The organism is Embleya sp. NPDC055664 (genome assembly GCF_053618075.1).
The window spans coordinates 1-19,480 of the sequence record NZ_JBSHGZ010000032.1 but is presented as its reverse complement, the minus strand read 5'-3'; the positions used below and the strand labels follow the sequence as shown (position 1 = coordinate 19,480).

Sequence of the window (19,480 nt, the reverse complement as noted above, 5' to 3'; positions counted from 1 at the left end):
TTACCGACGAGTCGGCGCCACCCGTGCCGGCGTGGCCGCGCCGGTGTCCTGCGGGGCCTGCTCGGTGGTGTTCTCCGGGTGATGGCAGGCCACCTGTTGCCCCGGCCGCAGCTCCTCCAACGGCGGCTCGGCCGTCGTACAGACCCACGTCGCCTTCCAGCACCGGGTGTGGAAGCGGCAGCCGCTGGGCGGGTCGATCGGCGAGGGTACGTCGCCTTCGAGCCGCACGCGCTCGCTCCGATCCCTTCTGCGCCGCGGGTCCGGGATCGGGACGGCCGACATCAGCGCCTTGGTGTACGGGTGCATCGGCGCCCGGTAGAGCAGTTCCCGATCGGCGAGTTCGACGATCCTGCCGAGATACATCACCGCGATCCGGTCCGAGACGTGCCGGACCACGGACAGGTCGTGCGCGATGATCACGTAGGTCAGGCCCAGTTCGCGCTGCAGGTCGTCCATGAGGTTGACGACCTGGGCCTGGATCGACACGTCGAGCGCCGACACCGGCTCGTCCGCCACCACCAGCTTCGGCCTGAGGGCCAGCGCGCGGGCGATGCCGATGCGCTGGCGCTGACCGCCGGAGAACTCGTTCGGGTAGCGGTTGTAGTGCTCGGGACTGAGGCCGACCACCGACAACAGTCGCTGTACCTCCTTCTTGATGCCGCCCTCGGGCTCGACCCCTTGGAGCCGGAAGGGCGCGCCGATGATCGTGCCGGTGGTGTGGCGCGGGTTCAACGACGAGTACGGGTCCTGGAAGATCATCTGCACGTCCCGGCGCAGCGGGCGCATGCCCCGCACGCCGAGGCGCGTGATGTCCTCGCCCTCGAACTCGATCGTGCCCGAAGTCGGTTCGAGCAGGCGGGTGATCAACCGGCCCATCGTCGACTTGCCGCAGCCCGATTCGCCCACCACCCCGAGCGTTTCGCCCGAGCGCACCTCGAAGTCGATGCCGTCGACGGCGCGCACCGCGCCGGCCCGGCGCCGGAAGAGGCCCTTGCGGATCGGGAAGTGCTTCTGCAGCCCGGTCACCTTCAGCAGGACCTCGCCGGGTGCCGCGTCCTCGGCGCGGCCGGCCCTACCGCCGGTGTCGAACGAGCCGACCCCACCGGCCCGTTCGCCGTCGCCCTGCACACGGTTGCTCACTGCGTCGTCCTCCGCGTTCTCGCTCACGACCTCGGCGCAATCTCTTCGGCCCGGATCCGCTCCCGCTGCTCCCGGGTCAGAAGGCAGGCGACCCAGTGCCGCTCGCCGACCTCGGTGGGTTCGGGGCGGATCGTGCGGGTGATGTCGTCCTTCGGCACGTCCGCGTAACGGCAACGCGGGTGGAAGGCGCAGCCGGACGGCAGGTTGATCAGGGACGGCGGGGAGCCCTCGACCGGGACGAGCCGGTCCTGCTGCTCGCGGTCCAGGCGCGGCATCGAGCCGAGCAGACCCCAGGTGTAGGGGTGCCTGGGTTCGTGGAACACCCGTTCCGCCGGGCCGCGTTCGACACAGCGGCCGGCATACATCACCAGGATGTCGTCGGCGAGTTCGGCGACGACGCCCAAGTCGTGGGTGATCACGATGACCGCGGAGCCGAACTCCTTCTGCAGGTCCAGGACGAGGTCGAGGATCTGCGCCTGGACGGTGACGTCGAGGGCGGTGGTGGGCTCGTCCGCGATGAGCAGTTCGGGGTTGTTCACCAGGGACATCGCGATCATCGCGCGCTGGCGCATGCCGCCGGAGAACTCGTGCGGGTAGGCGTCGACCCGCTTGTCCGGCTGCGGGATGCCGACCCGGTCGAGCATCTCCACCGCCCGTTTGCGGGCGGTCTTGCGGTCGACGTCGTGGTGGATCCGGTACGCCTCGACGATCTGCCGGCCGATCGTGTAGTACGGGTGCAGCGCGGACAACGGATCCTGGAAGATCATCGCCATCCGCCGGCCCCGCAGCTTGCGTACGTGTTCGGGTCCGGCCGACAACAACTCGGTGCCGTCCAGCCAGATCTCGCCGGAGATCCGCGCCTTGCGCCTGCCGTACTGCCCGGTCGTGTGCAGGCCCATGATGCCGAGCGAGGTCACCGACTTGCCGGAGCCCGATTCGCCGACGATGCCCAGGGTCCGGCCCTTCTCCAGGTGGAAGCTGAGCCCGTCGACGGACTTGACCAGGCCGTCGTCGGTCGGGAAGTGCACCCGCAGGTCGCGCACGTCCAGGAAGGGGCGCGGCGCGGTCGAGGCGCCGGCGGGCCGGTCGGATACGGCGGTGCTCGTGTCGGGGATGGTCATGCGAGCCTCACTCGGGGGTCGATCACGGCGTAGAGCACGTCCACCAGGAGGTTGGCCAGCAGCACCGAGAGGGAGGTGATCAGGACGACGCCCAGGATGATCGGCAGGTCCTGGTTTCGGATGGCGTTCAGCACTGCCTGGCCGAGGCCGGGCAGGTTGAACGTCGACTCGGTGAGGATCGCGCCGCCGATGAGCGCGCCGAGGTCCATGCCCAGCATGGTCAGGATCGGCGTCATCGTGGAGCGCATGGCGTGCTTGCCGATGACGGTCCGCTCCGGCAGGCCCTTGGCGCGCGCGGTACGGATGTAGTCCTCGCCCAGGACCTCCATCATCGTGGCGCGGGTGATCCGCGCGTACATCGCCGCGTACAGGAAGGCGAGGGTGATCCACGGCAGGATCATGCCGCCGAACCAGCCGCCGGGATCCCGGCCGAACGGCACGTACTGCGCGTCGAGCCACTCGAGTCCGAACGCGAAGGTCGCCAGGGAGAGCATGCCGGTGAAGTAGATGGGCAGGGACACCCCCGCGAGGGCGGCGACCATCGCGCCGCGGTCCCACAGGCTGCCGCGCTTGAGCGCGGAGAGCACGCCCGCCGCGACACCGAAGACCAGCCACAACACGGCGGCGCCGAGCGCGAGTCCCAGGGTCACCGGGAAACGGTCGGTCAACACCGGCCAGACGGCCTGTTCGCTCTTGAACGAGTAGCCGAAGCACGGCGCGGAGCAGTGCACGACGTCACCGCCGGTCGAGTAGGTGCGGCCCGCGAAGATGCCCTTGAAGAACTCCCACGCCTGGACGTGGATGGGCTCGCTCAGGCCGAGCTTGTCCCGCACGGCCTCGACGGCGGCGGGGTCGGCCTGCTTGCCCACGAAGCTCGCGGCGATGTCGACGCCCGTCCACTTGGGGACGAGGAAGAAGATGCCGAAGACCACCATGATGATGACCACCAGCATCACTGCGGCGGCGAACAGCCGCCTGATCAGGTAAGTGAGCACAGCTGACGGCCCGCGGTCATGCCGCGCCGGCCTTCACCTGCCTTTCGTGCCGTTCGACGGGTGGCCGGGGGTTCACTGCGAAGTCTTCGACGACTGCGCGGAGTTCGCTGAGTTGGCGGAGTCGGCGGACTTCGTGGAGTGCAGACCGAGGCTGACGAAGTCGTAGCCGTTGTAGGCGTCCGTCATGTAGACGTTGGTGAGTCGGCCGCCGCGCCAGTTCAGATACTTCTCGTAGGTGAAGGGCAGGTAGTACCCGCCCTCCATGACCCTGTGGTTGATCTGCGCGGCGATCCGGCCCTTGTTGCCCTCGTCGGGCTCCTTGGCGTAGGCGTCGAAGAGGTCGTCGATCGCCTGGTCCTTGATCAGGGCGTAGTTGACGTTGCCGCTCTCCAGCACGTACTTGCCGTCCCACAGCGGCCGGCCGAAGCCCTGGACGGACGGGAAGTCGGCGGCCCAGCCGTCGATGACGATGCCGTAGCCCTTCTTCGCCACGTTGTCGGGGCTGCCGACGATGCCGGAGGTCTGCGAGCCGTCGTACTGGTCGATCTGCGCGTCGATGCCGATCTTCTTCAACGACGCCTGCAGGGACTGGGCGGTGGCCACCTCGACCGGCTTGTTGTTGCGGACGGCGATGGTGGTGGTGAAGCCGTCCGGCTTGCCGCAGGCCGCCAACTCCCGCTTGGCCTTGGCGACGTTGCCGTTGCGGTCGGTGCCCGCCATGTCGAATGGGTCGTACGTGACGCCCTGGGAGCCCGGGACCGTCGGCGGCAACATGTTGGTCCCGATGTCGCCGCCGGCCACGGGGCCGCCGCGCGCGGTCTGCAGCGACAGGTGGTCGGCCCCGTGGATGACCGCCTTGCGGCAGTGCTCGTTGTCGAACGGCTTCACGTTCTGCGGGAAGGTCGCGTAGCGGACGTAGCCGGAGAGCGGGTTGTCCAGGTTGCCCTTGTGCTGCTTGAGCGCGATCTGGCGGCCCTGCGGCGACAGGCCGGACTGGCCGAGGTCCAGGTCGTAGTCGCCGGCGATCAGCCGCTGGTCCATGTCGTTGGCGTTGGAGAAGAACTTGACACTCACGGCGTCCGGGTAGGCCTTGCGGACCGGGTCCGAGGCCTCCTTCCACTGCGGATTGCGGACCAGTTCCAGGCCCTTGCCCGGGTCGTACGACTCGAACCGGTACGGGCCGCTGGAGAACGGGCGCAGGCCGTACTTGGACTTGGTGTCCTTGTCCTGGCGCACCGGGGACGCCGACGGGATCGCGAGCATCTGCGGGAAGTCGCTGTTGGGTTGCGGCAGACGGAAGACGATCGTCCTGTCGTCGGGCGTCTCGATCGCCTTCAGGCCGAGTTTGTCGGCGGACTCGTCCTGGTAGGGGCCGTGGTACTCCCCGTCGGGGTCGAGGACGTCCTTGAGGTAGACCGGACCACCCGACAACACGTCCTGCGCCCACTGGCGTTCGATGCCGTACTTGACGTCCTTGGCGGTGATCGGCTTGCCGTCCTCCCACGTGACCCCGTCGCGCAGGGTGAAGGTGTACGTCTTGCCGTCGTCGGACACCCTGCCCCCGTCGGTGGCGAGGTCGGGGGTCAGCCCGGCGCCCGCCTTGCCGGGTTCGGTCTTGTAGGTGACCAGTTGGCGGCTGTAGAAGCGCATGAAGTTCCAGGCGAAGCCGTAGTAACTGCGGGTGGTGTCCCACGAGTCGCCGTCCTGGGTGCCGGCGAATCTCAGGGTGCCGCCTTTCGTCGTGGCGGCGTTCACGACCTTGGTGGTGGCGGCGTCGTAGCCGGCCGCGCTCGCCTTGTCGTCGCCACCACCGCCGCACGCCGTCGTGGTCAGCAGTCCTGCGACCACGGCCGCGGCGGCCAGTGCCTGCGTGCGTCGCCCTGGGGCGTGTCGGGTAGTCACGATCTCGGATCCTCCGGATTGCGTGCGGGACCCGGGGTGAAGTGCCGCGGGTCGCCTCGGGTGGCCTGGGGTACGGCGGTTCAGCGCGAGCCCTTGGGGTCGAGCGCGTCGCGCACGCCGTCGCCGAAGAGGTTGAAGGCAAGAACGGTGGTGAAGATGGCCACGCCCGGAACGATCATGTACAGCGGATCCGAGTCGTAGTAGTCGATCGCGTTCGAGAGCATCTGTCCCCACGAGGCGGTGGGCGGCTTGACGCCCACACCCAGGAAGCTGAGCGCGGCCTCGGTCAGGATGTTCGTGGGGATCATCATCGTCGTGTAGACGACGATCGGGGCCACGAGATTGGGCAGCAACTCCTTGGCCAGGATGTGGAAACGCCCGGCGCCCAGGGCTCGGGCGGCCTCGACGTACTCGCGTTCGCGCATCGACAACGTCTGGCCGCGCACCACGCGCCCGATGTAGGGCCATCCGAAGAAACCGATGACCAGGATCATCACGAAGACGCGGACGCTCGAACCGGTCATGCCCAGCATGTCGTTCGGCATGACCGAGACCAGCGCGATGATGAACAACAGTTGTGGGAAGGCGAGCAGACCGTCCATGACGCGGCTGATGGCCGCGTCCACCCAACCGCCGAAGAAGCCCGCCACAATCCCCAGGACCGTGCCCAGGACGACCGCCACGAGGGCGGACAGGAAGCCGACGAGCAGCGAGATCCGGGCGCCGTGGAGGATACGGGCGAGGATGTCCCGGCCGTTGACCGGCTCCACGCCCAGCAGGTGCTCGCCGCCGATGCCGCCGAGGGATCCCTTGGGGGTGCCGAACAGCGGGTCGATCGTGTTCTCGTGGAAGACGTTCGGATCCTGTCCGATCAGGTTCGAGATCACCGGCGCGAACACCGCGATCACGACGAGCGCGAGGATGACGGCGCCGCCCGCCAGGGCCAACCTGTCCCGCCTGAGCCGTTCCCAGGCGATTCGCGCCGGCGAACGGCCCTGTACGGGCTCGGTGTCGCCCCCGACCGCCGCCGCTTCGTCGACCGCGCCGGGGGCCGCTGCCGCGACCGGGTTCGGGGCCGCCTTCGCGGTCGGCTCGTGCAATGGTGCCGTCATCTGCCAGGGACCCCTCTCGACCGGCGCCGGCCGGACCGTAATGGATGCGCACCGGGCGCGGGACGACCACACCGCGCCGCGGAGTTCGGCCATCGGGACCGGAGCGCGGATTCGCCACCGCTCACACCGGCACCTCCCGCGGGGCGGGACGGGCCCGCCGTACGTTTGCCGGATTGTGCCTGCGGAAAGCGTGGCCCCTGGATCCGCCGGAGGCATGTGATGCCCGTCCAGAGATTCCTCGAATGCTTTGTATGTCCGGCCAAAGAGGCGCGCCGGCGCGATACCGAGGGCCCGGATCCCGGAAAACTCCCGGAATTATCGGATACGCGCGCGCCCGAACCGCGCGCGGGCACGGGAATACCGAATCTCCGGCGCGCACGAATTCCGCCGCGCGGCCGACCCGCCCCGATTGTTCCGGCGTACAAATCGGCGGGCGTATCCCGGTAGCCCGAAACAAAGGCGCCGGAACCCCGCCGGTTTTAACCTGCGGAAGTGACGTGAACGCGTACGGCCACGGTCCACCGCGGCGGCCGGCTTCCGTGCGGCCCGATACGGCAACCACCCCGCCGGGGTGGGGTGTTCCGCGCCCGGCGGCCCCGTGCGCGGCCGGCTGCGCCGCGCACACCGATCACCCACATGCCCTCACCGCCACCGTGCCGGCCCCTGCCCGGCCGCCGGCCCACCCAGTCGGAGCACTGCGATGAACGGATCCACAATCCGAGAACTGCGCATGATGGAGGACCTCGATGCCGTCAGCCTCCTCTATGCCGGCATCTGGGGGTCCCGACCCGGCAACTCACCCATCTCCGCCGAGGTCCTGCGGGCACTCGCGCACACCGGGAACTACGTGGCGGGAGCGTACGAGGACGGCCGCCTGGTGGGAGCGTCGGTCGGCTTCTTCGGCGAACCCGTCGGCACCAGCCTGCACTCGCACATCACCGGCTCCGTCGTGGGGCGCGGCGTGGGCCTGGCCCTCAAGATGCACCAGCGGCAGTGGGCGCTCGCGCATCGACTACGCCGCATCACCTGGACCTACGACCCGCTCATCCGCCGCAACGCCCACTTCAATCTGACCAAACTCGGCGCCCTGCCGGAGGACTACGTGCCGTCCTTCTACGGCGCGATGCACGACACCATCAACGGCGGTGACGAGTCCGACCGGGTCCTGGTCGCCTGGGACCTCACCGCGCCCACCCCGCCCGCGGCGGTCGAGCCGCCGCTCGGCGCCGCCCACGGCGTGCGCAATCACCGGGGCCGCCCGGAGATCGCCTCGACCGACGCCGAGACCGTACTCGTCGACCTCCCCGACGACATCGAGGCGCTGCGCCTGACCGACCCCGGCACCGCCCGGGCCTGGCGGCTGGCCGTACGGGCCACCCTGGGCGGTCTGCTCGCCGAAGGCGCCCGCGTCGTCGGCTTCCACGAACGCCGCCGCTACGTGGTGCAACGCACCACCGCCACCGGCACCACCCGTGTCCGACCCCCGGTACAGGAGCACCAGTCATGAAGACGAAGATCACCGGCATCGAACTGCGTCGGATCGCGATGCCGCTCGTCACCCCGTTCCGCACCTCCTTCGGCGTGGAGACCACCCGCGACGTGCTGCTGGTCCGCGTCGTCACCGCCGACCACGAAGGGTGGGGCGAGTGCGGGGCCATGTCCGAGCCGCGCTATTCCTCCGAGTACGTGGACAGCGTGCAACACGTGCTGCGCCGGTTCCTGATCCCCGCCCTGCCGAAGGACGGCCTGAACGTGCACGAGCCGGCCCGGGTCATGGCACCCTTCACCGGCCACCGCATGGCGAAGTCCGCGCTGGAGACGGCGGTGTTGGACGCGCATCTGCGCGCCGCCGACGAGTCCTTCGGCTCCTACCTGGGCGCCGCGCGGGACCGGGTCCCCTGCGGTGTCTCGGTCGGGATCATGGACTCCGTGCCCGAACTCCTCGACGCCGTGGAGCGGTACATCGCCGAGGGCTACGTGCGGATCAAGCTGAAGATCGAGCCCGGGTGGGACCTCGCTCCGGTCCGCGCGGTGCGCGAGCGCTTCGGCGACGAACTGCCGCTGCAGGTCGACGCCAACGCGGCCTACACCCTCTCGGACGCGCAACACCTCGCCGCACTGGACGACTTCGGCCTCCAGCTGATCGAACAGCCCCTGGCCAACGACGACCTGGTCCGGCACGCCGCACTGGCCAAGCGGCTGCGCACCCCGATCTGCCTGGACGAATCCATCACGTCCGCGGCCGACGCGGCGGCGGCCATCTCCCTCGGCGCCTGCTCCGTCGTCAACATCAAGCCGGGGCGCGTCGGCGGCTATCTCGAAGCCCGCCGCATCCACGACCTCGCCCGGGCCCACGGCGTCGCCGTCTGGTGCGGCGGGATGCTGGAGACCGGCCTCGGCCGCGCCGCCAACGTGGCCCTGGCCGCGCTGCCCGGCTTCACCCTCCCGGGCGACACATCCGCGTCCGGCCGATACTTCGCCACCGACATCACGAAGCCATTCGTGCTCTCCGACGGCCACCTCGACGTCCCCACCGGCCCCGGACTCGGCGTAGAACCCCTGCCCGACGTCCTCGACGCGGTGACCACGTCGGTCGAGTGGATCAAGATGTAGGGGCCGCGGCCCCGATCGCCCTGCGGTCGACCCGGTCGACGTAGTGGCGGTACGGGGCCGCGAGACCGGGCCCGGGACTTGCCCGGGAAGGCGCCGGGTCCGGTCTCGGCGTGTGGTGGGGTGCGCCGCGGCGGGTCAGTTGCCGTGCAGGGCTGTGTGCAGGGCGTTGACGGCGAGTGTGCGGGCGACGTTCGCGGCGCGGGTGTCGCGCAGGCTGTCCAGGAGGAGGAAGTCGTGGACCATGCCCGCCACGCGGACGGAGGTGACGTCGACGCCGGCCTCGCGCAGCCTGTTGGCGTATTGCTCGCCCTCGTCGCGCAGCACGTCGGCCTCGTCGGTGATGACCAGGGTGGTCGGGAGGCCCTTGAGCTGGTCGAGGCTCGCCCGCAGGGGAGAGGCGTGGCGTTCGGCGCGTTGGGCGGGGTCGGTGGTGTAGGCGTCCCAGAACCACTTCATGCCGTCGCGGGTGAGGTAGTAGCCCTCCGCGAACTGCAGGTACGAGGGGGTGTCGAAGTCGGCGTCGGTCACCGGGTAGAGCAGGACCTGGGCCTTGAGGTCGATGCCGCCGCGCTCCTTGTTCATCAGCGCGAACACCGTCGACATGCAGCCGCCGACCGATTCGCCGGTGACGGCGATCCGTGAGGTGTCCAGGCCGTGTTCCGCGCCGTGCTCCAGGACCCACCGCCCCACGGCGTAGTTCTGCTCGACCTGGGTGGGGTACTTCGCCTCGGGCGCCCGGTCGTACACGGGGAAGACGCCCGCGGCGCCGGCGCCGACGGCGAGTTCGCGGAAGAGGCGGTCGTGCGTCTTGTCGTCGCCGAAGACCCAGCCGGCGCCGTGGATGTAGAAGACCACGGGCAGCGGGCCGACGGCTTCCTTGGGCCGGATGATGCGGGTGCGGACGGTGCCCCACTCGCCGGCGTCCACCTCGACCCACTCCTCGTCGACGTCCGGCCGGGGCACCGTCGGGTCGCTCTGCAGCCCCAGCAGGATCTCGCGGCCCTTCTCCGGAGGCACTTCGTAGATTCGCGGATGCGGGGCGGTGGCGTTGCACAACTCCTGCGCGGCGGGTTCGAGGTAAGGCTTGATCGGCGGGGGAAGCGGGGTCATGTCGGCTCCGATCACGAGCACTGCGTGGCCTGGAATGTCCGTCCCGCGCCGACGGCCGACCGCTCGGGTGCGGACGGCCGCTCACGGGACGAGCCCCCCGGTCCATCCTGGTACATATCGGCCGGGTTCGCCTTCGAGGCGGTCGCTTCGGTTGCCGGCTCGGGGTGAAGCAGCGGCGGGGGTGGGTCGTGGGGTGGGCGTGCTCGGCGAACGTGGTGAGCAGGTGTTCCGGGCGGGGGCCGATGGCGGCTGATCGGCGAGGAGCGGGTCGGGCGGCCCCGGCGCTTCGGGGCTCATCGGGTGGTGACCGTGTCGGGGGTCTCCGGCTCGTGTACGGCGGTGGGGGCTTGGGTTTGCGGGCCGCGGAGGGCGATGTAGAGGAAGAGCGCGCCCAGCACGGCCGCGCCCGCCCACATGGCCTGCTGCCAGGCGTCGACGAAGGACTGCCGGGCGGCGTGGAGCAGGTCCGGCGCGTGCGGGCCGGTGTCGTCCGCCACCTCGACGGCGTTGGCGATGCCTTCCCGGGCGGTGTCCGCGGGCCCTTGGGGGATGCCGGTCAGCCGGTCCGCGATGGCGCTGCGGTAGCCCGCGGACAGCAGCGCGCCGAGCAGGGCCACGCCGAGGGCGGTGCCGAACTCGCGGGTGACGTCGTTGAGCGCGGAGGCGACACCCTGCTTCTCGCGCGGCAGGGATCCGGTGATCGCCTCGGTGGAGGGCGTCATCGACAGGCCCATGCCGATCCCCATGGCGAGCATGCCGGGCAGGACGGTCGGATAGCCGCCGGTGGCGGAGACGAACAGGGCCATCAGGGCCAGGCCGATCCCGGCCACCGCGATGCCCACGGCCATCGTCGCGCGGGAGCCGATCCGTGCCGCGAGCCCGGGGGCCAGGCCCGAGGCCGTCATCATCATCACGGCCATCGGCATCAGCGCGAGCGTGGACAGCAGGCCCGACCACCCGAGCACGGCCTGGAAGAACGGGAACAGGACCACGGCGATACCCGCCTGGACCCCGAAGACCACCAGCAGCGTCAGCGACCCGCCCGCGAGGCCACGCTCGCGGAACAGCCGTACATCCAGCAGCGAGGCGTCCCGCCGGCGCAATTCCCAGGCCACGAAACCGAGGGCGGCGATCCCGCCGACGGCGAGGCCGATCACCGTCGCCGGAGCCGTCCAACCGTGCTCGGGACCCTCCTGCAGGACGAAGATGAGGCCGACCACGGCGACGACGGAGACCAGCGCGCCGACCGTGTCGAAACGATGGGCCGACTTCTCCCGGGAGTCGGGGACCGACTTCAGCGTCATCGCCAGCGCCACGACGCTCAGCACGACGGGCAGTACGAACAACCAACGCCAGTCCGCGACATCGACGAGGAGCGCGGACAGGAACATGCCCAGGATGCCGCCGCCCCCGGCGACACCGGTCCACACGCCGATCGCCTTGCCGCGCTGCGCCTCGGGGAAGGTGGCGGTGATGACGGCCAGGGTGATCGGCATGATCATCGCGGCTCCGACACCGGCGGCCACGCGCGCGGCCAGCATGACCTCCGCCGTCGGGGCCAGGCCCGCCGCGACGCTCGCGGCGGCGAAGACGCCCAACCCGGCGATCAGCATCGGTTTGCGGCCCAGGCGGTCGCCGATCGCGCCGAGCGGCAGCAGGAGCGCGGCCAGGGCGAGGGTGTAGATGTTGATGATCCACAGGATCGTGCCCTGCGAGGCGTCGAACTCGACCGCCATGTGGGTCTGGGCGACGTTCAACCCGGACACCGAGGCGATGACGGCCATGAGGGCGACGGATACGGCGATCAGGATGGCGCGCAGCCGACGCGCGTCGGGTACACCGCCCCCGCCGGCCGGTGCGGTCGGTTCGGGCTGGTTCGTACTCATGGGGTCCTCTCGAAAACGGCATGCCGAACAGACGCCGGTAGGACCGGTGGCGGGTTGCCGGCGGGTGGGGCCGAAGGCTGGGGATCAAGCACTCTCGACGCTAGGCCCGATTTGCATCACAGGCATACGATGTTGCCCATGACGCAAGAAGATGGGGAGCTGGACAGCCTCGTGCGCAAACGCATCCGTGCCCTGCGGGTGGCGCAGGGCTGGTCCCTGGAGGAGCTGGCCGGGCGCGCCAACCTCAGTCAGTCCTCACTGAGCCGGATCGAGAACGGGCGGCGCCGGCTCGCGCTGGATCAGCTGGTCACCCTCGCCCGCGCACTGGACACCACGCTGGACCAGCTCGTGGAGACCGCCACCGACGACGTCGTCGTCAGTCCGATGATCGACGGCGCGCACGGCCTGATGCGCTGGCCCATCAAGGGCGATCCGGGCATGAGCGTGGTGCGTCAGCGCATGACGGAGCCGCCGCCGGACAATCCCGCGCGGATGCGCGCCCACCCGGGCCGGGAATGGCTCGTCGTGCTGTCCGGCACGGCGATCCTGATGCTCGGCCACCGCCGCCTCCGCATCGAGACGAATCAGGCCGCCGAGTTCCCCACGATGTTGCCGCACGCGATCGGTACGGCCGGCGGGCCCTGCGAGATCCTGGGCATCTTCGACCGCGACGCCCGGCGCGGCCACCAGCGCGAAGGCGGCGACTCCGGATGCACCCCGCTCGAACGAGTGTGACGCTGGAGTGCGGGATCACCACGTTCGAGGAGGGCCACGATGTCCGTCATGGACAAGCTCAAGCAGATGCTGAAGGGCCACGAGGACAAGGCCGGGCAGGGCGTCGACAAGGCGGGCGACTTCGTCGACGACAAGACCCAGGGCAGGTACAGCGGTCAGGTCGACACTGCCCAGGACAAGCTGAAGGACCGACTCGGCGGGGATCAGGACACTCCGCCGCAGTAACGGTGGAGAGCCACGCGGCGGTCCCCGCCATCCGACATCGGATGGCGGGGACCGCCGTCGTGCTCGGGGTTGTGCCGGCTCACCCCGGATCAACGATGGCCGGCGGACCGGCTCACCGGTACTGCGTGCTCGCGGTGACGCCGGTGAAGCTCTGTGCGGCGGCGAGGGTGAAGTAGACCCAGCCGGACGGCGGATCGGCGATCGTCAGGGTCTCGGCGTTGCCGGCGTTGGTGGACTTCGCCCGGTAGTCGGTGGTGGTGGCCCAGGTGCCGCCGCCGTAGTACAGGTCGGCGTTGCCGGTGCCGCCGGTGGTGGTGATGGTCAACTCCTTGACGCCGGCCGGCAGGTACAGGAAGTGGTAGGCGGCGTTGCCGGTGGTGGCCGCGAGATTGTCCCGGCGGCAGTTCTTGTCGAACTGCCGGGGATCGGCGTTGGTGCACAGCGCAACGGCCGCGGCCTCCGGCAGCGGGCCGCAGTCGGCGGTGGCGCAGGTGGTCGTCAGCCAGCCGGCGAAGTCGGCGTCGTAGCCGGTGCCGATGGTCTGCTTCAGGAAGGTGCGGGCGCCGGCCCAGTCGCCGGTGCGGTACTTGGCGAGCACGGTCTCGACGTCGGCGGGGTGCGCCTGGAGCATGTAGCGCACGGCCAGCCAGCCCCACCGGTAGACCCGGGCCGAGTTGACGTCGGGGTTGTCGTCCTGGTCGTAGACGGTGTCGAAGAGTTGGCTGAGCGTGTAGGTCTTCTGTCCGGCCGCGGCGATCGCGTCGGCGTTGCGCTGGTTGCGGTAGCCGTACGAGATGTTCTCGGCGATGCCCTCGACCCACCAGATGGTCGGTGTGGTCATGCCGGCCTCGAAGTCGCCGTACATGTTGTAGCGGCCGTCGAGGTAGTGGGTGTACTCGTGATTGAGGTTCCAGATCTGGAAGGACGGACGCAGCCAGTCGGCCTCGTGGGCGATGAAGCGGGCCTGGTTGCCGGCCAGGTTCGGGTTGCCCTCCTCGTAGGTGCCGCCGTTGTCGACGTCGATGTCGTAGATGGCCCAGCCGTACAGCGAGTACTGGGTGTAGTCGTCGAAGACGACGACCTCGAGGTTGGTGTTCACATCGCCCGGGATCGCGCCCTTGTCGCCGATCACCCGGTGGAAGTAGGCGTCCTGGTTGATCAGACTGGTACAGGTGCCGGTCAGTTGCGCGGGGGACATGTCCTGGGCGCGGATCTTCAGGTTCGGGCTACACGTGTGTTGGGTCGGCAACACGACCGGGAGCACCCGGGCACCCAGGTCGCAAATGGCGTACGCCGCACAGTTGTTCCGGTCGAACGCGCGGGTGTACCAGGCCAGGTTCATGGTGATCGGTCCGGTGGGGCCGATGTTCGGGTAGCGGTTGATCAGGTCCTTCAGCAGCGGTCGGACCCGATCCTTCAACTCGGGGATGTCGAGGGCGTAGCCGAGGAAGCGGCCGACGTTGCTGACCACGTCCAGGCGGTTGAGTTGGGCGTTGTTGCGGGTGATGAAGTCGGCCCAGGTGTTCGTGATGGTGGGGTCGGCCTTGAGGGCGGCCCGCCAACCGCGGGCGTCGTTCTTGGCCTTGAAGCCGTTCTCGGCGACCCACTCGACGTGCGCCACGGCGAGGGTCATCGCGTCGGGCCATGTGGCGTCGTAGCTTGCGAGGAGCCACTTGACGACGCCGGCGTACCGGCCGGCGGTGCCGGTGCTGTCGATCAGCGTGACGACCTCGTTGAGGGTCGCGCCGTTGGCGTCGGTGACGTCCTTGCTGTGCGGGGAGGCGAAGAAGGCGTCCAGTGCGGCGCGGGCGGCGGTGTCCAGTGCCGGGCCGTAGGCGCCGACGGCGTTCGTGTTGTTGTCCTGCACGTAGTAGCCGGCGCGCAGGAACAGCACGAGCTGCCCGATGGAGGTGTCGTTGGTGCCGGGGTACGCCGCGGAGGCGTCGCGGAGCGCGTCGGCGACGGTGACCATCTTGGCTTCGCGGAAGGCCGTTCCCGCGGTCGGGCCGGTGAGGTTGAACAGCGGGTACGTGCACGTGACGTCGGGGAGGGCCGTCAGTTGTCGGATCAGCTCGGGGCCGCTCGCGTCGATCACTGCGGACAGGTTGCCGCATCCGTTGGCGGCGGCCGAGAACTGCCTGGCGTCCGCGCCGGGTTCGGTGGTCGGCGGGGCCGACCGGGCGTGCTCCTCGGTGCCTTCCTGCGAGGAGATGTTGAAGCCGGAGGCGTCGGCCCGGGCGTCGGGTGACTTGGGGACCGGGATCGACCGGGGCGCGGTGGGCGGGGTTTTGCCGGCGCTTGCGCGGGCCGCGGCCGGGGCGGTGGCGGCTTGGGCCTGGGCCTGGGCTTGGGTCTGGGCCTGGGCCTGTGGAGCGAACAGGCCGAGGGTCAGGAACAGGGCTACGCCGAGCGCGGGGAGTCTTCGCGCGTGGGCCGTAGATATCCGGGAGAGACGCATGTGCGGGGGCCTCCGGAGCTGTTGTGGCCGCGTACCGAGACGCAGCCTTCCGATGTGCGACATGTAACATGGCACATGTCGCACGGCGCCGGAAGAGTCTCGACCGGAATGCCACCCGCTACGCCTGAAACGCCGTCACATCGCGGCCCCGTACGGGGTTTGGGGTGGTGGCTGGCCAAGGTGTGCTCGGGCCTGCGCGACCTGGCGCACGATGGCGTGTGCCTCGTGGGTCCGTGCGAGCGCATCCGCCTCGGTGAGAATGCGCAGCGCGTCGTCGCGGCGCCCCGCTGCGGCGGCGATGTAGCCGAGGCCCACCATGTTCGCCGCGACTGCCGCCTGGTGTCCGGCCGTCCGGCGAATCTCGGATGACCTGGTCAGGTGCTCCCGGGCCGCCTCCAGGCGACCGGCGGCGTGGTCGGCGATGCCGAGGTGGCGCAGCGCCTCGGCCAGGGTCTCCCGGTCGCCGACCTGTGCCGCGAGGTCGCGGGAGCGTTCGAGGAACGGTACGGCCGTGGCGTTGTCGCGTCGGACGACCTGATGGACGGCGCCGATCCAGAACAGCACCTCGGCCTCGCCCCGGACCTGGCCCAGGGCCCGGAACAACGCCAACGCGCGTTCGAACGCGGGCAGTTCGGCCGGGTCCTCGCTCGCGTCCACGTCCCGCCGGGCCAGGAACCGGGCGTGCCGTACGCGTCCGCGAGACAGCTCCAACTCGGCTTCCACCGCGTCGAGTTCGCGATCGGCGGCATCGAGTTCGGCGTGGTCGCCGCCGAATACGCTGAGTTCGTAGGAGCCCTTGGCCCGTTCGATCCGACCGTCCGCGGCCATGGTTGGCTCCTCGTCGTTTCCCCGGTCGGTCGTCGACTCGATCCGAGAGGCGTGTCGAACGGACCTGCGGACGTCACCATACCGACGGGCAGGGCCCGTATCCGGGGGTCTCGCCCGCCGGCCGGCGGTGGCAGGATCGAAGCCATGGCGAGCGTTTTCGGTGACTTCGAGCTGACCATGGACGAGTTGCGCGTCGTGACGCGCTATGCGGCGGAGAGCGCGCGGGACGTCCTGCACGTGTTCGAGCAGGGTGTTCCCGGCGACCCTCGCCCGCGCGCGGCGCTCGACGCCGCCTGGGAGTTCGTCGACGGTGCGCGGCGGACCAGGCTGCAGCGCGTCACGTCCCTGGACGCGCACCGGGCCGCCAAGGACGCGGGCATCGAAGCGGCCCGCCTTGCCGCGCGGTCCGCCGGCGACGCGGCCGCCGCCGCCTACCTGCACCCGATATCGCGGGCCACCCAGGTCGGACACATTCTGCGCGCCGCAGCGAGCGCCGCCCGCATCGGCGAACTGGGCGCGGGCGGCAACCCGGCGGTCGGGGACGCGCTGATCGAACAGGCTCGGCGACGCGCCACGCCCGAACTGGTCTCCGTACTGCGGCGATACCCCCTCGCGCCGACCTCGAGAAACCGCGTCGGACAGCTCATGAGCGCCCTCGACGCCGCTCTGCGGGCGGGCGCCTGAACCACGCGGGGCGTGGGCCTGGACAACAGGCGGGGGAGTGATGCGATCGAAAAGTGGCGGGCGTCGGCGCCCGGGCCCCGCCGGGGGTGGGTACAGGCCCACCGGGGTCCGGGGGGCAGCGTCATCGTCGTGGTGCCGGGGCGGCGGCACGCTGGACGCACAGCCCACGAAACGGAGTGTCGTCATGAGCAGCCCCACACGCCGGACCGTCCTGCGCGGTGGCGCACTCGCGGCGGGCGGGATCGCCGCGGGCGCCCTCGGCGCGACCGGCCCGGCGTTCGCCGCCGCGCCGCAGGCCGATCCCGACGCCGTCGACCGTCGTCGATTCCCGTTTCTGGAAGGGGCGTTGGCCCCGCAGTGGGAGGAGGTCACCGCCTTCGACCTGCCCGTCACCGGTCGTCTGCCGCGCGCGCTCGACGGTCGTTACCTGCGCAACGGACCCAACGTCCTGGGCCTGGAAGACCCCCGGGCGCACCACTGGATGATCGGCGCGGGAATGGTCCACGGCGTGCGGCTGCGTGATGGTCGGGCCGAGTGGTACCGCAGTCGCTGGGTGCGTTCGGCCGACGTCGCCGCCCGGCTCGGGGAACCGTACCGGGGCCCCCAGCCGCCCCCCGTCGACGACTTCCCGGCCAACACGCACGTGATCGGGTATCGCGGACGTATTCTGGCGTGCCAAGAGGGCGGGCCGCTGCCCTACGCGCTCGACGGCGATCTGAACACCGTCGGGTTGTGCGACTTCGACCGCACCCTCGACGGATCCTTCGCGGCACACACCAAGTTCGACCCGTACACCGGCGAACTGCACGCGGTGACGTACGCCATCGACTGGGACCACGTGCGCCACATCGTGCTGGACCGGGCCGGCCACGTCGCCCGAACCACGCGCGTCCCGGTGGCGGACTCGCCGATGATGCACGACTTCGGCCTCACCGAGAAGTACGTCGTCCTCTTCGACAACCCCATCACCTTCGACGCCGACGCCGCCGTTGCGGGGGCCCTGGTGCCCTACGTCTGGAACGCACGACACCCGGCGCGCGTCGGCCTGTTGCCACGAGCGGGCGGCCCGACGGCATGGTTCGACATCCCGCCGTTCTACTTCTCGCACACGCTCAACGCCTACGACGACGGCGCCGGCCGTGTCGTCGTCGACTTCACGCGCATGCCCGCGCCCTTCGAGCCCGCCGGACGCGGACTCGGCGGTCCGGCCGCGGCCGGACCGCCCTCGCTGCACCGCTGGACGATCGACCCCGTGCGCGGGGTCGTGCGCACCGAACGTGTCGACGATCGCCCGCAGGAGTTCCCCCGGATCAACGAGGCGTACCTGGGTAGGCGCCACCGATACGGTTACACCGCGGCGTCCGTCGAGCTGTACCGCGCCTACGGGCCGGCGGTGAGCGAGAGTGGCATCCGGGCGGGCAATGGGCTGGTCAAGCACGACCTGCTGCGCGGTACGACCGCGGTGCACCGCCTTCCGCGCGGCGCGGACGCGAGCGAGCCGGTGTTCGTTCCGGCCGAGCGGGGCGCGTCCGCGGGACGTGCCGAGGACGACGGCTACATCCTCGCCTACGTGAACAATCCCGAGCGCGACGCCACCGACCTGGTCGTCCTGTCCGCGCAGGACTTCACCGGCAAGCCGGTGGCGCGCGTCCACCTCCCCGTCCGGGTCCCGCTCGGCTTCCACGGGAGCTGGGTCCCGACGGACTGACGCCGCGATGCGCCGCCCGCCGGTTGTGCGATCACGAACATCGCGAATACATAAGGTTGTTGGTGTATTGCCCTGTGTGACTGGGGTAGTTGTACGGGTGTGCCGGCTCCCCCCGTGGCCGGCACCCGCGCGGCCCGACATCGGTTGACCCCCGTCCGACCGTCGGGCCGCGTCCATCCCGAACCGGTCGCTTCACGGCACTCACGCCGGGGATGATTCGGGTATCCCGCCCTCTGGTGAGGTCGAGGCGTCCGGAAGGCGCGGTTGTGAGTCATTCGGGTGAACCGGGGCGATAGTGGTTGCCGGAGGCGGGTGCTCTCGTTGAACCGAGTGCGCGTCGCGGTCCGGCGGCGCGGATGTTGCGCTATACGGGAGATTGTCGTGAACTCGTTCAAAAAGGCCGGAGCCCTGGCCGTCGGTACCGCCGCTCTCGTGATGGCGGGCACGGGTGCCGCGAGTGCGAGCTCCGAGGCCGACGCCGCCGCGGTGAAGTCCTCGGGTGTCTTTTCCGGCAACATCGGCCAGTCTCCGTTCCATACGCCGGCCGAGGGGTGCGCCAATACCGCCAACGCGGTCGCCGCGCTCAACCCGGCGTTCGGGAGCGAATGCGTCATTGCCGAGATCGAGAACAACGACTACGACGACGAGGATTACGAGGACTACGACCACGAGGGTGACCACCACCGTCCCCATGGCCACCGCCCCCACGGCGGCGGTGGCTACCAGCACGACGACGGCCACCGCTCGCTCCTGGAACGTGTCGGGGTCTGACGACCCGCCGACCCGGGAGCCGGCGCTCGCGCGATCGGCCCCGACCATCGAAACGGACGCCGTTGGTTGAATTCGGTTCCCGTTGCCTCGCCCCGTCGGATCCCACCCGGATCCGGCGGGGCGAATCGGTTGGTGGGTGACGGTGCGCGGCGTTCGTCATCGGTCCACGTGACGACGTCGGCCTCCGAGACC

General features: G+C 70.2%; 16 protein-coding genes. 7 read left to right on the top strand and 9 right to left on the bottom strand.

All coding sequences use genetic code 11. From position 1 onward, the window contains the following. The 5 genes from ACWGR4_RS36150 to ACWGR4_RS36130 form a co-directional block, all read right to left on the bottom strand. The gene (locus ACWGR4_RS36150) at positions 1-1,140 is read right to left on the bottom strand and encodes an ABC transporter ATP-binding protein (RefSeq protein WP_452129214.1); all 1,140 of its coding nucleotides are present in this window, start codon (positions 1,138-1,140) and stop codon (positions 1-3) included. A 23-nt stretch (positions 1,141-1,163) separates the two neighbouring features. Beyond that, entirely contained in the window at positions 1,164-2,261 is a 1,098-nt protein-coding gene (locus ACWGR4_RS36145; protein WP_452129213.1) for an ABC transporter ATP-binding protein, read from the bottom strand. Further along, positions 2,258-3,256 (bottom strand): ABC transporter permease, encoded by a 999-nt coding sequence (locus tag ACWGR4_RS36140; RefSeq protein WP_380002150.1) that lies wholly within the window; start codon positions 3,254-3,256, stop codon positions 2,258-2,260. Before ACWGR4_RS36140 ends, ACWGR4_RS36145 begins: the two co-directional genes overlap by 4 nt. A 72-nt stretch (positions 3,257-3,328) precedes the next feature. Next, the gene (locus ACWGR4_RS36135; RefSeq protein WP_452129212.1) at positions 3,329-5,158 is read right to left on the bottom strand and encodes an ABC transporter substrate-binding protein; all 1,830 of its coding nucleotides are present in this window, start codon (positions 5,156-5,158) and stop codon (positions 3,329-3,331) included. An 80-nt stretch (positions 5,159-5,238) separates the two neighbouring features. Next, positions 5,239-6,270, bottom strand: a complete 1,032-nt coding sequence (locus ACWGR4_RS36130; protein ID WP_452129211.1) for an ABC transporter permease — start codon at positions 6,268-6,270, stop codon at positions 5,239-5,241. Positions 6,271-6,970: 700 nt separating this feature from the next. On the opposite strand from ACWGR4_RS36130, the gene ACWGR4_RS36125 reads away from it, so the two are divergent. After that, complete coding sequence (locus ACWGR4_RS36125) at positions 6,971-7,777, top strand: GNAT family N-acetyltransferase (protein ID WP_452129210.1); 807 nt, start codon at positions 6,971-6,973, stop codon at positions 7,775-7,777. Continuing rightward, positions 7,774-8,883 carry an o-succinylbenzoate synthase gene (gene menC, locus ACWGR4_RS36120; RefSeq protein ID WP_452129209.1) on the top strand — a complete coding sequence of 370 codons (1,110 nt, stop codon included), beginning with the start codon at positions 7,774-7,776 and terminating at the stop codon, positions 8,881-8,883. The genes ACWGR4_RS36125 and menC overlap by 4 nt, the downstream gene beginning before the upstream one ends. Positions 8,884-9,018: 135 nt before the next feature. Here the strand turns inward: menC and ACWGR4_RS36115 are convergent, their stop codons facing one another. Further along, positions 9,019-9,993 carry an alpha/beta hydrolase gene (locus ACWGR4_RS36115; RefSeq protein ID WP_452129208.1) on the bottom strand — a complete coding sequence of 325 codons (975 nt, stop codon included), beginning with the start codon at positions 9,991-9,993 and terminating at the stop codon, positions 9,019-9,021. Between the two features lie 293 nt (positions 9,994-10,286). Beyond that, positions 10,287-11,879, bottom strand: coding sequence for an MFS transporter (locus ACWGR4_RS36110; RefSeq protein WP_452129207.1), 1,593 nt, complete (start codon positions 11,877-11,879; stop codon positions 10,287-10,289). 129 nt (positions 11,880-12,008) lie between these two features. Here ACWGR4_RS36110 and ACWGR4_RS36105 point away from each other — a divergent pair, with 129 nt between their 5' ends. Together ACWGR4_RS36105 and ACWGR4_RS36100 are read left to right on the top strand one after the other, a co-directional pair. Further along, on the top strand, positions 12,009-12,614 hold the full coding sequence (locus ACWGR4_RS36105) for a helix-turn-helix domain-containing protein (RefSeq protein WP_452129206.1): 606 nt from the start codon (positions 12,009-12,011) through the stop codon (positions 12,612-12,614). Positions 12,615-12,653: 39 nt separating this feature from the next. After that, the gene (locus ACWGR4_RS36100) at positions 12,654-12,839 is read left to right on the top strand and encodes an antitoxin (RefSeq protein WP_380002132.1); all 186 of its coding nucleotides are present in this window, start codon (positions 12,654-12,656) and stop codon (positions 12,837-12,839) included. A gap of 112 nt (positions 12,840-12,951) precedes the next feature. Here ACWGR4_RS36100 and ACWGR4_RS36095 read toward each other — a convergent pair whose 3' ends face one another. Both ACWGR4_RS36095 and ACWGR4_RS36090 read right to left on the bottom strand, forming a co-directional pair. Further along, positions 12,952-15,297, bottom strand: coding sequence for a collagenase (locus ACWGR4_RS36095; protein ID WP_452134031.1), 2,346 nt, complete (start codon positions 15,295-15,297; stop codon positions 12,952-12,954). Positions 15,298-15,432: 135 nt separating this feature from the next. Continuing rightward, positions 15,433-16,125: a tetratricopeptide repeat protein gene (locus tag ACWGR4_RS36090; protein ID WP_452134030.1), complete on the bottom strand. Its 693-nt coding sequence runs from the start codon at positions 16,123-16,125 to the stop codon at positions 15,433-15,435. A gap of 144 nt (positions 16,126-16,269) precedes the next feature. On the opposite strand from ACWGR4_RS36090, the gene ACWGR4_RS36085 reads away from it, so the two are divergent. From ACWGR4_RS36085 to ACWGR4_RS36075, 3 genes are all read left to right on the top strand, one after another. Then, positions 16,270-16,809, top strand: coding sequence for a putative immunity protein (locus tag ACWGR4_RS36085; protein ID WP_452134029.1), 540 nt, complete (start codon positions 16,270-16,272; stop codon positions 16,807-16,809). 184 nt (positions 16,810-16,993) lie between these two features. Further along, positions 16,994-18,517 (top strand): carotenoid oxygenase family protein, encoded by a 1,524-nt coding sequence (locus ACWGR4_RS36080; protein ID WP_452134300.1) that lies wholly within the window; start codon positions 16,994-16,996, stop codon positions 18,515-18,517. 381 nt (positions 18,518-18,898) lie between these two features. After that, positions 18,899-19,288: a chaplin gene (locus tag ACWGR4_RS36075; protein WP_380002122.1), complete on the top strand. Its 390-nt coding sequence runs from the start codon at positions 18,899-18,901 to the stop codon at positions 19,286-19,288. Positions 19,289-19,480 lie beyond the last annotated feature (192 nt).

Excerpts from the sequence above, each read along its gene's own strand:
- ACWGR4_RS36145 (WP_452129213.1), bottom strand. The coding sequence starts at position 2,261 with ATGACCATCCCCGACACGAGCACCGCCGTATCCGACCGGCCCGCCGGC.
- ACWGR4_RS36130 (WP_452129211.1), bottom strand. The coding sequence starts at position 6,270 with ATGACGGCACCATTGCACGAGCCGACCGCGAAGGCGGCCCCGAACCCG.
- ACWGR4_RS36125 (WP_452129210.1), top strand. The coding sequence starts at position 6,971 with ATGAACGGATCCACAATCCGAGAACTGCGCATGATGGAGGACCTCGAT.
- menC (WP_452129209.1), top strand. The coding sequence starts at position 7,774 with ATGAAGACGAAGATCACCGGCATCGAACTGCGTCGGATCGCGATGCCG.
- ACWGR4_RS36115 (WP_452129208.1), bottom strand. The coding sequence starts at position 9,993 with ATGACCCCGCTTCCCCCGCCGATCAAGCCTTACCTCGAACCCGCCGCG.
- ACWGR4_RS36110 (WP_452129207.1), bottom strand. The coding sequence starts at position 11,879 with ATGAGTACGAACCAGCCCGAACCGACCGCACCGGCCGGCGGGGGCGGT.
- ACWGR4_RS36105 (WP_452129206.1), top strand. The coding sequence starts at position 12,009 with ATGTTGCCCATGACGCAAGAAGATGGGGAGCTGGACAGCCTCGTGCGC.
- ACWGR4_RS36100 (WP_380002132.1), top strand. The coding sequence starts at position 12,654 with ATGTCCGTCATGGACAAGCTCAAGCAGATGCTGAAGGGCCACGAGGAC.
- ACWGR4_RS36095 (WP_452134031.1), bottom strand. The coding sequence starts at position 15,297 with ATGCGTCTCTCCCGGATATCTACGGCCCACGCGCGAAGACTCCCCGCG.
- ACWGR4_RS36090 (WP_452134030.1), bottom strand. The coding sequence starts at position 16,125 with ATGGCCGCGGACGGTCGGATCGAACGGGCCAAGGGCTCCTACGAACTC.
- ACWGR4_RS36085 (WP_452134029.1), top strand. The coding sequence starts at position 16,270 with ATGGCGAGCGTTTTCGGTGACTTCGAGCTGACCATGGACGAGTTGCGC.
- ACWGR4_RS36080 (WP_452134300.1), top strand. The coding sequence starts at position 16,994 with ATGAGCAGCCCCACACGCCGGACCGTCCTGCGCGGTGGCGCACTCGCG.